The organism is Shewanella sp. Shew256 (genome assembly GCF_002196695.1).
GTDB classification, from domain to species: domain Bacteria; phylum Pseudomonadota; class Gammaproteobacteria; order Enterobacterales; family Shewanellaceae; genus Shewanella; species Shewanella mangrovisoli.
Genome location: NZ_NAJR01000001.1, coordinates 466,055 through 480,532, shown reverse-complemented (window position 1 = coordinate 480,532; position 14,478 = coordinate 466,055). Strand labels below are relative to the sequence as shown.

Here is a 14,478-nt window from a genome sequence, read left to right as displayed (position 1 = left end):
AGGATCCAACTTAACCGCGAGGATGATGTTGTTGGTGCAACTCTTGTAATCTCGCTCGCGCCACATGGGTATAAATTTGAGTGGTCGATAAGTCACTGTGACCTAAGAGTAATTGCACCACCCTAAGGTCGGCTCCATGGTTAAGTAAGTGGGTGGCAAAGGCATGTCGCAGGGTATGGGGCGAAAGCTCGGTTTCGATGCCAGCGCGACTCGCATAGAGCTTGATCCGATGCCAAAAGGTTTGCCTTGTCATCATCTGTGCCCGCTTCGAAGGAAATACCACATCGGACTGGATATTGCCCAAGAGTTCGTGCCGTGCAAAGCTTAAGTAACACTCGACCTCGGTAATGGCCAGCTCGCCCATGGGCACTAAGCGCTCTTTACCGCCCTTACCCACAATCCGCACTAACCCTTGGCGTAAACTCATCTGTTCCATGGTGAGTCCCACCAGCTCACTCACCCGTAATCCAGTGGCATATAAGAGTTCAAGCATGGCTTTATCACGGCACTCGACGGGGTCATCCACATTAGGCTCGGCCAGTAATCTATCGACCTGTGACTCACTTAAGGAATCGGGCAACTGCCGACTCAATTTAGGCGATTCAATTAACGCCATAGGATCGCCAGCAATCTGTTTGGTCTGCAATAAATAAGTGTAAAAACGCCGTAAACTGCTCAGTAGACGTGCGCTACTGGTACGGGCAAATTGTTGCTCGACGCGGTAGGCTAAATAGGCACGCACATCGGCTTGCCCCACCTCGATTAACCGCAGGCCTTGGCCCTGTTGGTAACGGTCGAAATGGCGTAAATCGGTGCGATAGGCACTCAAGGTGTTATCACTCAAGCCCTTGCTGGACCAAAGATCATCGAGAAAGGCATCGATAAGCGGATCGCACTGATAGGTTTTAGCCACAAAAACTCCATAAAAAAACGGCGCACTCTAAAGATACGCCGTTGATATTAACTCAATTGTCTGCTTCTAGCAGCGCCTTGTTTATGCCGCGCTAACTGTTTTCGCGCCGCTACCACGAATGATTAAACAGAGCACTATCACCACTAGCGTTGGTAATAACCACGCCATGCCCTCTTCATACAGCGGTAGGATAGACAGCGTTGGAGACATACCACTGACTAAGTCGATAAAGCTTTGCGCCGCTTCCGTCACGCCTTTACCGTCTTCACCAGTGAGGCTTTTCGCCGCAACTTTCATCCCATCGAAAATACCGAACAGCAAGGCTACCGACAGTGCCGCGCGATGGGCAAACTGTGGACGTGGGAAGTATTCGGTCAAGAAAGTCACAGCCACTAAGGCAATCGCTACAGGGTAAACCGCCATCAACACCGGAATACTGATAGTAATTAACTGCGACAGACCAACGTTTGCGATTAAGGCACAGATGGCGCTCAGTAGAACCACTAAGAAACGGTAAGACAGCTTTGGCATCAGCTCATTGAAAAACTCTGAGCAGGCACTCACTAAACCGACCGCCGTGGTTAAACAGGCTAAGGTCACTACAGTAGACAGCAATACAGTACCTAAACTGCCAAACTCACGAGTCACATAGTTAGTTAAAATCTCGCCACCGTTTTTCGCGCCCACGGCAATATCACCTGCCGTCGCACCTAAAAAGAACAGTGACACATACACAAAGGCCAAACCTGCCGCCGCGATAAAGGCTGCGCGGATCAAGTATTTAGTCTGCGCGCTAGGCTGGTCAATCCCCTTTTTACGCAGCAGATCGATAATCAACATACCGAACATCAAAGACGCTAGGGTATCCATGGTGTTATAGCCTTCGAGGATACCTTTGGTCAGCGGATGGTTTTGGTAGTCACCCACGGCCACGCCTACATCGCCTGCGGGTAAAAACACCACAGACAGGGCTAAACCGACCAGTAATAACAACAGGATAGGAGTTAATACTTTACCGACGCTGTCGAGTAATTTACCGGGGAACAATGCCAGTAGCATAGTCACAGTAAAGAAGCACAGGGTGTAGATAAGTTGCGACAGATTCAGCGACAAACTGCCGAGCATAATGGTCGCAGTTGTGTTGTCGATAAAGGGCTTAGCACCGATTTCATAGGCCACAAGACCCGTACGTGGCGCTGCAAACGCTGGTCCAATAATGATATAAATCGCGATGGCCAAAGCGGTTGCCGCAAACACTGGCAGCATTGCCATAACCTTACCTTGAGCCTTAGCAACAGCAATGAGCCCGACTAAAGGTAAACCTACGGCAGTGATGAGAAAGCCTAACATGGCAAGGGGCATATTCTCCCCGGCCAACATACCCGCAAAGGGTGGAAAAATTAAGTTACCTGCCCCCAAAAAAAACGCGAAGGTCATAAAACCTAAGCCTAATGTATCCCCGATACTCATCTGATTGTCTTGCACGGAAAGCCCCATCTTGTCTTATTGTTTTTAATAAACTTAAGTGATTATGTGTCGATTAGCCATAGCTAAAACAAAGCCCATTCGGAGTGCAAATCTATGTTTACACAATTCCGTGGTAAATATGTGCGATATCTGCTGAGTTTATAAACAAAAATGAACTAAAAATTGGCTTCACTGCCGATTTATTCACCTAAAAACCCGTTCACCTATCCGTTAATCATAAAATTGATTAAAAATGGGGGCGAAACTAATAACAGAATTAAAAAACCAATGCAACAATCAAGGTTGTTTTTAAGAAAAAAACCACCTCAATGCTAATTAACTGCTAACAATGCGTTACCGAGGTAATAAATTAAACCGTTAATTAAGTGAACTTCGCCTCAAAACAGCATAAAAAACACAAAAACTAGATCTAAATGGAAGAATAGACTTATTTCACTTAACCATAAAAATCTTAGCTAAAGCGCGAACGGCCCTTTAAAATAGCGGCAATCTTAAATCGCCCCCATTAATTCACTCGATAGTCTGATATCCAATGGCATTTACCTTTAAACAATTCCACATTGACGATCTTAATTGCGGCATGCCCGTCAGCACCGACGGCGTGATATTAGGCGCATGGGCTCCGCTGTCGCAGGCTAAGCATATTCTCGATATTGGTGCGGGAAGTGGATTATTGAGTTTAATGGCGGCGCAGCGCAGCCAAGGGCAGATAACCGCTGTCGAGTTGGAAGAAAAAGCCGCCGCTGCGTGCCAATACAATATGACGCAAAGTCCGTGGGCGGATAGATGTAAGCTCATCCATGGCGATATTCAGCACGTTTGCCAACAAGCTGAGTATCAAGAATATTTCGACCATATCATCTGCAACCCGCCCTACTTCGAACATGGCCCCAAGGCAAATGAGCAACACAGGGCGATGGCGCGCCACACTGATACCTTAGGCTTTACGCCCTTACTCGAGGCGATAAGTCAGTGCCTGTCGCATGAAGGCCACGCCAGCCTGATCCTCCCCATCCAAAGCCTAACGCGCTTTAAAGCTTGCCTGCATCAGACTCAACTTTATCTTGTAAAGGAAGTGAGGGTAAAAAGCGTGGAGAATAAGGCCGCCAATCGCGTGTTACTGCTGTTGGCTAAGACTGCGCAGACTAAAAGTCACGATGAACCTTGCCAGCACACAGAGCTCACTCTACGCCGAGAAGATGGCCGCTATACCGAGCAAATGATTGCCCTGACCAAAGATTTTTATCTAAAACTGTAATTCAAACGAGTGATAAGGCTCCCAGCAAGAGCCTTATCTTTTGTCGCTAATCTAATATCAGCTATCTATCCATTTATTTTTAATCTCTAGCACTTTATCTAAGTTATCGGTAAATAAGCGCACCAACTCAGGGTCGAAATGCACCCCGCTCTGCTCCTGGATATAGTCCATGGTCTTCTCAACTGACCAAGCCTCTTTATAGGGGCGTTTACTGGTCAGGGCGTCAAACACATCGGCGAGGGCAACTATGCGTCCTTCTAAGGGAATGGCTTCGCCTTTCAATCCATTAGGATAACCAGTGCCGTTCCATTTCTCGTGGTGAGTTAAAGACACGGATTTCGCTAACCGTAGCAGCTCAGAATCCGCCTCACCGATAATCTCGGCGCCGATATGGGGATGGGTTTTCATAATGGCAAACTCTTCATCGGTCAACTTTCCCGGTTTGAGCATAATGCTATCGGGAATACCGATTTTACCAATGTCGTGCATGGGCGCAGCATGTAATAAATCATCCGCCTGCGCCTCACTCAGGCCGTAGGCCAAGGCCAAAATTTTAGAATAATGGCTCATGCGCAGCACATGGGTGCCGGTTTCATTATCTTTATATTCGGCGGCGCGACCTAAACGTTGGATCACTTGCAAGCGAGTGCGGCGCAATTCATCGGCCTGCACTAAGGATAAATGGGTTTTCACCCGCGCCTTGACTACGGTGGCCGAAATCGGCTTCACAATATAATCCACCCCGCCCACGGCAAAGCCCGCCGCTTCATCGTGCTCATCATTCAAAGCGGTGACAAAAATCACAGGGATCGACTGAGTCTCTGGGATATTTTTCAGCAACTGACAGACTTCTAACCCCGTCATATTGGGCATCATAATATCCAGTAGGATCAGCGATGGCAGCTCAGTTTGCGCGAGGCGCAGGGCTTCTTCGCCACTTTTGGCAAAGATAAGATGGTAATCCTGATGTAAAACTTGCTTGAGCACCCGTAAGTTAACGGGCTCATCATCCACCAACAATAAGGTTTTCTTATGTTCAGATGTAGACTGCATTGCTACTCCTTATTCGCGGTGATAGAACGCCGTAACTCGGTCAATTCGTTATGGGCAATATCAAAATCAAAGTTGTCTAAGGCTTCGGTAATCATGGCCACATGAAGGCGCAGATGCTCATCAATACGAGCGGTAAGCGCCTCAAGATCAGACTCTTCAAAACTATGGTGCGCAATCGATGCTAGCAAGGCATCAATATGCGCTAATAATTCTGCGGGATCGCTTGTCCCCACATGGACGGCGGATACGCTGGCCGATGGCATTGTGGTGCCCTCGATATAATCCCCAATCTCGACGAGGGAGTCGCTTACCTTAGCAACAATGGCCTCCATGGCTTCACGCGAAGGTGACTGAGCTTGCGCCAACTGCTCTAACTGTCCAAAGTGCGCCATCCACTGCAATAGACCCAAATTCCCACTGACGCCTTTCAAACTATGGCTTAGGAGCTTAATGGTCACAGTATCTTGGTCACTTATCGCCTGTTGTAGCGCTTGATTTTTCTCTGGCCATTGGGCAATAAACTTCATCAACTCTTTGATAAATTGCGGTTTAGAACCCCACAATTTCACGCCCTTGGCTTCATCGACTAATTGCGTGCTAGCAGGCTGCGAAGAGACAAATTCGGCCTGAGGCGGATTAAGCTGCAACACTCTGGCAATTTCCCGCGTCAGCAGCGCAAAATCGATGGGCTTATTCGCAAAGCCATCCATACCGGCTTGCTCGGCGGCGCTCTTATCTTGCTCTAGCACGCTCGCGGTTAACGCAATAATTGGCATTCGGGGTAATTGAGATGCGACTTCTTGCTCGCGCCGCATCTTCGCCGCCGTCAGACCATCCATGACAGGCATTTGTAGATCCATCAGCGTGATATCGATGTCGGCTTTTTGCATCCGCAGCAGCGCCTGTTCACCATCGCGGGCGGTGATCACTTTATGCCCTTGGCGGGTTAACCATACGGACAGGAGATCGATATTCTGCTGAATATCATCGACCACTAACATCGTCAGTGGCGGTAATGACCAGTTATCGTCGTGCTGGCTCGATAGCGGCTCAAAGCTAGGTTGCAAGGGAATAGTAAAGCGGAATGTACTGCCTTGGCCGAGGGCACTTTTCGCCTCAATCTTACCGCCCATCAACTCAACCAACTGTTTACTGATAGTCGTGCCAAGCCCTGTGCCACCGTATTTTCGGCTCATGGACACATCGGCCTGGGCAAATGCCTCAAAGACCCGATTTAGCTGCTCGGGTGACATACCAATTCCGGTATCGACAATCTCGAAGCTAACCAGAGACTCATCCTGCGGGAAAACGTTGACCGTGACTTTGCCTTCGCAGGTAAATTTTACCGCATTACCAATTAAGTTGATCAGCACTTGGCGGATGCGCTCCGGCGAGCCAATAAAGTTCGCCGCCATCGTCGGCGCGATATTAACCTCGAGGGATAAGCGCTGTTTTTTCGCCTGCAACCACAGGGTTGAAATCACAGTATCGATTTCATCGGTTAAACAAAACACGCGGTTTTCTAACTCGAGTTTGCCCTTGTCGAGCTTGGCGCTGTCGAGCACATCGTTGAGTAGATGCAACAAGGATTTGGCGGAGCGATTGATGGTGGAGAGCTGTTTTTGCTGATCAACATCTAATACTGACTCCAACAGAATATCGCTAAAGCCGATGATGGCATTCATTGGCGTGCGGATCTCATGGCTCATGTTGGCTAAGAAGGCCGCGCGGGCCGCAGCCGCCTGCTCGGCATTATTCTTCGCCGTCACTAGGTCCTGCTCCATCTCCTTACGCTCGGTGATATCCATCAGGAAGCCGTCAATCCACACCTCTTTGCTGGTTTCATCGAGAATATAATTGCCGTGCTCGAACAACCAACGCACCCCGCCATCTGCGCGGATAATGCGATATTCCATCGAAAAGGTCGGCGGCTGCGCTTGGGCGTAAATGGTTTCAATATCGTCTGGGTGATAGAGATCCGAGAAGAAACGTTTCGGATGGGGAAGCTCGAAATCCTCGGCGGGATAGCCAGTGATGTTTTGCACCGCGTCGCTGATAAACACCATGGGCCAGCCCTCAGTGCTTTTGCAGCGATAGGCAATGCCCGGAATATTAGTGATCAGCGAGCGAAACTTGGCCTCATTGTTTTTAAGCTCTTGCTCCATCTCATTACGTTGGCTGAGATCGGAAATAAAGCCGACAAAGTAATGGGCCTTGCCCTGCATCACATGGCCAATACTTAGGCGCACTGGCACCAAATGGCCCGCCTTATGTTGCGCCTCGACCTCACGCCCCGTGCCAATAATCTGCGCCTCACGGGTTTTCACGTATTGGGCTAAATAACCATCGTGGTTCGGCCGAATCGACTCGGGCACAATTTTCTTCACATTCGCGCCCAGTAACTCTGCGGATGACCAACCTAAAATAGTGGTCACCGCTTTGTTCACATTCACTATGATGCCTTGTCCATCGATCGTAATAATCCCATCGACAGCGGTATTCATCATGGCGCGCATGCGGTCTTCATTGGATTTTGCGAGTAAAGACAGGTCTTTATACTTAAAAATCACGTTCACGATCAGCACTAAGCAGATGATGATAACAGTGATCACCGAGACGCCGAGCGCCAGATAAAACGAGATTTCTGAACTCTGCTGGCTCAGCTCCAGACCTTCGGGTTTAACGAATCGCGCCGCCGCCATGCCAGTGTAATGCATGCCCGAAATCGCCAGTCCCATCACGATACTGGCGATAAAATTACAGCTAATGCTATTCATATTGGAGGAAATAAGCTGATTCAGCCCAGTGCGAACCCACAGCGCAATAATGGCGAGTAATACGGCGACTACGATCGAGAGCGCAAAAATCCATGGGTCATAACGCAGTAATGGCGCCATCTCCATGGCCGCCATCCCCACATAGTGCATAGTGCCAATCCCTGCGCCCACTAAGGTGCCGCTAATCAGCACTTGGGAAAGTTGAAAACTCGGCTTAGAAAGCAAATTCAGCGCCACCCATGAGGCACCAATGCTAGGTAAAAGGGATAGCGCCGTGAGCCCAAAGTTATAGGTTACGGGCGAACATAAATCGAAGGCTAACATTCCGATAAAATGCATCGACCAGACCCCACCGCCGAGGACTACGCTCCCCGTCAGTAACATGATCTGTTGCCGCGCTCTCGATTGACTCTGCACCGCTTGAGAGGTGACCTGAAAGGCCATAAAAGCGGCAAAAATCTCAATCAGAATGGAAATAGTGACCAGCAGAGGATTGTAATAGACATTCAGCAATAGGCTGTCTTGGGAAGAAATAAAAAACTGCGATAACCAATCAAAAGCCATATGTTCCAAGCCCATGTTTTAGAAACGTAAAACCTAATCGTAACCAACATTCGAATACGCCAATCCAAGCAGGGCTAACGCTTGGGTACTATGGGATACACTCATCAACCATAGGCACAATTTATTGTTAAGACTCCAGCTAACATCCCATCAATCCTTCGAACTCTCTCAACAACAGCCAATTTTTTACAATGTTCTCTTTATCTTATACATCTTTTGCAAAATGTCTGCCTTCAAATGCAATAGAGTACGGTAAAACCCACTCCTAACGGCCGCCATCAACGAGGCTTAAAGTAGGTAGACCCGCACTGCATCGGCCAAAGCACGTAAAAGTAAACCCTCTCCCGATTAAATTATTTAAGTTAACGGTTATAACCTTTATAATGCTTGGCTATTATTCGTCGAGACGCCGCGCATGCAATTTGAAGATTTTCAGCTTGACCCTAGCTTATTAGAGTCACTTAAAGCCATGGGGCACCTGTCGCCCACCACCATCCAGCAAGAAACCCTGCCACATGCCCTCGAGCAGCGGGATATTTTGGCGCGCGCCCCGACGGGTACAGGTAAAACCGCCAGTTTCTTATTGCCTGCGTTGCAACATTTAATCGACTTTCCCCGTCGCTATTCTGGCCATGCGCGAATTTTGATCCTGACGCCAACCCGTGAGTTAGCCAGCCAAATTCACCGTTATGCCTGCCACTTAGCCACAGGCCAAGGGCTGAATATCGCCATCATCACTGGTGGTGTGCCCTATGGTCCGCAGGAAGAAGCCTTAAAAGACAATATCGATATTCTGGTCGCGACTCCTGGTCGTCTGATGGAATATTTAGATAGAGGCAAATTCAGCGCAGAATCGGTCGACATATTGATCATCGACGAAGCCGACCGCATGCTCGATATGGGTTTCTCCGCCGTGGTGAAGGCCATTGCCCTGGAAGCCCAAGGTCGTAAGCAAAATATGCTGTTTTCGGCCACCCTCGAAGGCAGCGGCGTTATCCGTTTTGCCCGCGAAGTGCTTAACGATCCTATCGAAATCGATGTCGACGCACCGCGCAAAGAAAAGGCTAAGATCCACCAATGGATCCACCTTGCCGATGATAAAGAACATAAGATTGCCCTGCTGTGCCATCTGCTCAAGCAGGAAGATGTTAAACGCGCCATCGTATTCGTAAAGACTCGCGATGTGGTTTCTAGCCTCGAAGGTCAGTTGCTGAAAGCCGGTATTCCCTGCGCCTTTATGCGTGGCGATATGGAACAGAAGAAACGCTTCCAAGCCTTAAGCCGCTTTACCAAAGGCGAAGTGAATGTGTTACTGGCGACCGATGTGGCCGCTCGTGGTATCGATATCGACGATATCACCCATGTGATTAACTTCGACATGCCACGTTCTGCCGATAGTTACATTCACCGCATTGGTCGCACTGGTCGCGCGGGCGCGAAAGGGACGGCGATTTCATTAGCCGAAGCCCACGATATGCGCATTGTCGGTAAGATTGAGCGTTATATCGAGCAGCCGCTTAAGCGCCGTATTATTGAGGAACTGCGTCCTAAGCACAAAGAAGCGCGTGTACCGACCAAGAAAAAAGCGAAGGTGAAAGCCAAAGAAGCGGCCAAGCGAACCAGCAAGAAAGAGGCCGCGAAAAAGGCCACTAAAATTGCTCGTAAGAAGCAAGCTTAAATCCCCCCGAAAGCCGCGTAATGCGGCTTTTTTATGCTCGCCCGCCACAAAAAATCGCTATAACAAATGCAAACGGAGTGACCCAAACACTCTTATTTTCCGTATGCTTATCAGCAGCCCAAAAAGAGGTGGCGTACCGTAAAAACGCGCCATCACCTTTAGACACATTTTATTTACAAAAATAAATTTATTGCGCCGCTCGACTCTGATACTTTAGGCGCATTAAGCGATTTAGCACGGATGTAACAATCATATGATGAAAACTTTACTCAGGAGATTATCTCCTCTGTTTATACTGCTGTTATTTGTTGTTGGTGCGATAGCACTGATGTCAACTAAGGAAGCCCCCGAACAAAAACCTGAAGAAATGCCAGTACCTATCGTCGATGTCACTCAGGTTGAGCAGCAAACGGTATCGCTTAATCTTCCTTCCTACGGCGTGGTTACCCCTAAATATAAGACGCAACTGGTGACCGAAGTCCAAGGGCGGATGCTGAGCATTTCGCCGCAATTTGTGGCTGGTGGCATAGTGAAGAAAGGCGACCAATTAGCCCAAATCGAACCTTCGGATTACGAAGCCGATTTAATGCAAGCCGAAGCCACCTTGGCTCAGGCAACCGCAGCGCTCAATGAAGAAATTGCCCGTGGCGAAGTCGCTAAAATCGAATTTAAGGGCTACGACAAAGGCTTACCGCCAGAGCTGGGGTTGCGTATCCCGCAGCTGAAAAAAGAGCAAGCCAACGTTAAATATGCCCAGGCCGCACTGGCACGCGCCCAGCGTAACTTAGAGCGCACTGTTATCCGCGCGCCCTTTGACGGCATAATCAAGGCCAGAAATGTCGATTTAGGTCAGTACGTGACATTAGGCACTAACTTGGGTGAGCTGTACGACACTAGCATTGCCGAAATTCGTCTGCCTATCTCTAACGATGATTTAGCCTATTTAGAATCCGTCGATCACCCCGATACCCAAGTCACCTTAAGCGCCTCTTTAGCGGGTAAGGAAAACACTTGGATGGGGAATATTATTCGTAGCGAAGGCGTGATTGATGCCGATAACCGCATGGTTTACCTCGTCGCCGAGATTAAAGACCCTTACCTGCGTGAGCACAAAACTCAAGGCAGTTTACCGCTGAAATACGGCAGCTTTGTGAATGCCGTAATTAAGGGCCGCACCGTCGATGGCATAGTTAAACTGCCTCGCCACGTGGTGCGTAACGAGCATGTGGCCTTGATTAACGAGCAAAATATTGTCGAGATGCGCCATGTGAATGTCGTACGTAGCGATCTTGAAAATGTGTTTATCAAAGACAGCTTAAAGACTGGTGAGCGCGTTGCCATCACTCACTTTAGCAATATGGCGAATGGCCAGTTGGTCAAAATCATAGGTGAAGATGCCAAGCCGGTGCAGACACCCACACCTAAGGAAGATGCTCCTGAGTCGAGTCTTGCGGCCGCTGGGGTGAACTAATGGATACTCAAAAAGGGATCTTAGCCTGGTTTGCCCGCAACAGCGTGGCAGCTAACCTGTTAATGTGGGCGCTATTGATTGGTGGTCTATTTAGCACAGTGTTGATTAATAAAGAGGTCTTTCCCTCTTTTAACCTTAACTTATTGAGCATTACCGTTGCTTATCCCGGCGCTGCGCCGCAGGAAATCGAAGAAGGCATCAACATCAAGATTGAAGAAGCCATCCAAGATATCAACGGGATTAAGAAAGTTACTTCGGTTGCCAGTGAAGGGGTTGGCGCCATCACGGTCGAAGTCGAAGATGACTACGACGTGCAAACCGTGCTCGACGAAGCCAAGTTACGATTGGACGCGATCTCCACCTTTCCGGTGAACATCGAAAAACCGCAAATCTATAAAATCGAACCCGAAAACAACGTGATTTGGGTGTCGGTCTACGGTGATATGTCGCTGCACGATATGAAGGAGTTGGCTAAATCGGTACGTGATGATTTGACCCAACTTCCCGCCGTCACCCGCGCGAAAGTCACGGGTGTGCGCGACTATGAAATCGGTATCGAAGTCTCAGAGGATAAGCTGCGGGAATACGGCTTAACCTTCTCGCAAGTCGCCTTGGCGGTGCAAAACTCTTCTATCGACTTGCCGGGCGGTTCGATCCGCGCCGAAGATGGCGACATTCTGCTGCGTACAAAAGGCCAAGCCTATACTGGCGATGATTTTGCCAATATCGTCGTCACCACCCGCGCCGATGGTAGTCGAGTGATGTTGCCTCAAGTGGCAACCATTAAGGACGATTTTGAAGAACGTTTAGAGTACACCCGCTTCAACGGCAAGCCTGCGGCCATTATTGAAGTGACCAGCGTTAACGATCAAAACGCCCTCGACATTGCTCAACAGGTCAAAGACTACGTTGAGAAACGCCGCGCCACTCTGCCAGCCAATGCAAAATTAGACACTTGGGGAGATTTAACCCACTACCTCAAGGGCCGTTTGAACATGATGATGTCGAACATGTTTTATGGCGCCCTGTTAGTGTTTGTGATCTTAGCCCTGTTCCTCGATCTCAAACTCGCCTTCTGGGTGATGATGGGATTACCCGTGTGTTTCCTCGGCACTATGCTCATCATGCCGTTGGAACCTTTCTCCATGACCATCAACATGCTGACATTGTTCGCCTTTATTCTCGTCTTGGGGATAGTGGTCGACGATGCGATTGTGATAGGTGAAAGCGCCTACAGTGAGGTCGAACGGCACGGACACTCGATTGATAACGTGATCCGCGGGGCGCAAAAAGTGGCCATGCCCGCCACCTTCGGGGTGTTAACCACTATCGCCGCCTTTATTCCTATGTTGATGGTTTCTGGCCCCATGGGGATTATTTGGAAATCCATCGGCATGGTGGTCATCATGTGTCTGGCGTTTTCACTGGTGGAATCTAAATTTATCCTGCCAGCGCACTTAGCCCACATGAAGTTCAGAAAACCAGGTGAACCCACGGGCTTCTTTGGTCGCTTCAAGGACAAATTTAACAATCGCGTTCAGCACTTTATTCACCACAGTTACCGTAACTTCCTCGAGCGCTGTATCCAACATCGCTACAACGTTGTCGCGGCCTTTATCGGTGTGTTGATTTTATCCATAGCCTTAGTCGCCAGCGGCAAAGTGCGCTGGGTGTTCTTCCCCGATATTCCATCGGATTTTATCCAAGTACAGCTGGAGATGGATGAAGGCAGCTCAGAGCAGAACACCCTCAAGGTGGTACAGGATATTGAAGAAGCCCTGTACAAGATGAACGCTAAAATGGAGAAGGACAACGGCAGCGAAGTAGTGAAGCATAGTTTTATCAATATGAGTTCGCGCACCTCCGCCTTTATCTTTGCCGAACTCACCAAGGGCGAAGACCGGGAAGTGGATGGCGAGGCTATTGCCGCCGCATGGCGCGAACAACTGCCAGAATTACTGTCGGTGAAGAAGCTCGACTTTAACGCCAGCGGTAACGGCGGTGGCGGTGGTGACATCTCCTTTAGATTGACCTCGAGCGATCTCGAAGAATTATCCGCAGCCGCCCGCGAGCTCAAGCAAAAACTCGCCACCTACGAAGGTGTGTATGATATTGCCGATAACTTCTCTTCGGGTAGCCATGAGATCCGCTTAAAGATCCGCCCCGAGGCCGAAGCGCTTGGCTTAACCTTGTCTGATTTAGCTCGCCAAGTCCGTTATGGCTTCTATGGTTATGAAGCACAACGTATTTTGCGTAATAAAGAAGAAATCAAGGTCATGGTGCGCTACCCCTTGGAGCAGCGCCGTACCGTTGGCTACCTCGAGAATATGTTGATCCGCACGCCGCAGGGCAAGTCGGTGCCTTTCTCTACTGTAGCTGAGGTTGAAAAAGGCGAATCCTACGCCTCAATCACCCGTGTCGATGGCAAGCGGGCAATTACCATTATTGCGAATGCCAACAAACACAAGGTGGAGCCTTCTAAGGTCGTTACTGAAATACAAAAGGATTTCCTGCCGCAGTTACAGGCCAAGTATCCTAAAATCCAAACCACCCTCGATGGCGGCAGTTTGGATGAACAGAATGCTATGGTCGGTCTAATGCAGGGCTTCTTCTTTGCGCTGTTTACCATTTATGCCTTAATGGCGGTGCCGCTTAAGTCATACAGCCAGCCGCTGATCATCATGTCAGTGATCCCCTTCGGGATTATCGGCGCGTTGTTTGGGCATTTGATCCAAGGTCTTGCCATGAGCGTCTTGAGTCTCTGTGGTATCGTCGCGCTCGCCGGGGTAGTGGTAAACGACTCCTTGATCTTGGTGGACTTTGTAAACCGTGCACGGGAGCAAGGGCAATCGGTCAGACAAGCGGCGGTAGATTCAGGATGTTATCGTTTCAGGGCGATTATCTTGACCTCATTGACCACCTTCGTCGGTCTTGTGCCTATTATTCTTGAGCGCAGCCTACAGGCGCAGATTGTGATCCCTATGGCGACGTCCCTTGCCTTCGGTATCCTATTCTCGACTGTGGTGACCTTAATTTTGGTGCCTTTGCTGTACATCATTCTCGATGATGCTAAACGTGTTGGAAGCCGCTTCTACCATTGGTGGTGGCGTCCAAAAACATCGCAGGAGAGACATTTACATGCCAATGAGACCCACAAGGTGTCCTTAGACGCCTTTAATGAACCTGACTATAAACAGGATTAGTGGTCGTCAAGTCACCGTTGTCCCCCATAAAAAGAGAGCCTAGGCTCTCTTTTTTATCTCTAACCTCCCCGAA

8 protein-coding genes are annotated in these 14,478 nt (G+C 49.1%); 4 read left to right on the top strand and 4 right to left on the bottom strand.

Going from position 1 to position 14,478, the window contains the following annotated elements:
• Window positions 1-10: 10 nt before the first annotated feature.
• Both xerD and brnQ read right to left on the bottom strand, forming a co-directional pair.
• Window positions 11-913, bottom strand: coding sequence for a site-specific tyrosine recombinase XerD (gene xerD / locus B5P39_RS02045; RefSeq protein WP_088210276.1), 903 nt, complete (start codon window positions 911-913; stop codon window positions 11-13).
• Between the two features lie 81 nt (window positions 914-994).
• Window positions 995-2,410, bottom strand: a complete 1,416-nt coding sequence (brnQ, locus tag B5P39_RS02040; protein WP_176399838.1) for a branched-chain amino acid transport system II carrier protein — start codon at window positions 2,408-2,410, stop codon at window positions 995-997.
• Window positions 2,411-2,933: 523 nt separating this feature from the next.
• On the opposite strand from brnQ, the gene B5P39_RS02035 reads away from it, so the two are divergent.
• Complete coding sequence (locus B5P39_RS02035) at window positions 2,934-3,659, top strand: tRNA1(Val) (adenine(37)-N6)-methyltransferase (protein ID WP_088210274.1); 726 nt, start codon at window positions 2,934-2,936, stop codon at window positions 3,657-3,659.
• Between the two features lie 57 nt (window positions 3,660-3,716).
• Here the strand turns inward: B5P39_RS02035 and B5P39_RS02030 are convergent, their stop codons facing one another.
• Window positions 3,717-4,712, bottom strand: a complete 996-nt coding sequence (locus B5P39_RS02030; RefSeq protein ID WP_088210273.1) for a response regulator — start codon at window positions 4,710-4,712, stop codon at window positions 3,717-3,719.
• A 2-nt stretch (window positions 4,713-4,714) separates the two neighbouring features.
• Window positions 4,715-8,068, bottom strand: a complete 3,354-nt coding sequence (locus tag B5P39_RS02025) for an MHYT domain-containing protein (RefSeq protein ID WP_088210272.1) — start codon at window positions 8,066-8,068, stop codon at window positions 4,715-4,717.
• A gap of 400 nt (window positions 8,069-8,468) precedes the next feature.
• On the opposite strand from B5P39_RS02025, the gene srmB reads away from it, so the two are divergent.
• The 3 genes from srmB (at window position 8,469) to B5P39_RS02010 (ending at window position 14,405) form a co-directional block, all read left to right on the top strand.
• On the top strand, window positions 8,469-9,731 hold the full coding sequence (gene srmB, locus B5P39_RS02020; RefSeq protein ID WP_088210271.1) for an ATP-dependent RNA helicase SrmB: 1,263 nt from the start codon (window positions 8,469-8,471) through the stop codon (window positions 9,729-9,731).
• Window positions 9,732-9,984: 253 nt separating this feature from the next.
• Window positions 9,985-11,202 (top strand): efflux RND transporter periplasmic adaptor subunit, encoded by a 1,218-nt coding sequence (locus tag B5P39_RS02015; RefSeq protein ID WP_037430327.1) that lies wholly within the window; start codon window positions 9,985-9,987, stop codon window positions 11,200-11,202.
• Window positions 11,202-14,405, top strand: a complete 3,204-nt coding sequence (locus B5P39_RS02010) for an efflux RND transporter permease subunit (protein ID WP_088210270.1) — start codon at window positions 11,202-11,204, stop codon at window positions 14,403-14,405. The genes B5P39_RS02015 and B5P39_RS02010 overlap by 1 nt, the downstream gene beginning before the upstream one ends.
• Window positions 14,406-14,478 lie beyond the last annotated feature (73 nt).

Bases quoted from the DNA above. Each gene is read 5' to 3' on its own strand.
- B5P39_RS02030 (WP_088210273.1), bottom strand. From the start codon at position 4,712: ATGCAGTCTACATCTGAACATAAGAAAACCTTATTGTTGGTGGATGAT.
- B5P39_RS02010 (WP_088210270.1), top strand. From the start codon at position 11,202: ATGGATACTCAAAAAGGGATCTTAGCCTGGTTTGCCCGCAACAGCGTG.
- B5P39_RS02015 (WP_037430327.1), top strand. From the start codon at position 9,985: ATGATGAAAACTTTACTCAGGAGATTATCTCCTCTGTTTATACTGCTG.
- srmB (WP_088210271.1), top strand. From the start codon at position 8,469: ATGCAATTTGAAGATTTTCAGCTTGACCCTAGCTTATTAGAGTCACTT.
- B5P39_RS02035 (WP_088210274.1), top strand. From the start codon at position 2,934: ATGGCATTTACCTTTAAACAATTCCACATTGACGATCTTAATTGCGGC.
- brnQ (WP_176399838.1), bottom strand. From the start codon at position 2,410: ATGGGGCTTTCCGTGCAAGACAATCAGATGAGTATCGGGGATACATTA.
- B5P39_RS02025 (WP_088210272.1), bottom strand. From the start codon at position 8,068: ATGGGCTTGGAACATATGGCTTTTGATTGGTTATCGCAGTTTTTTATT.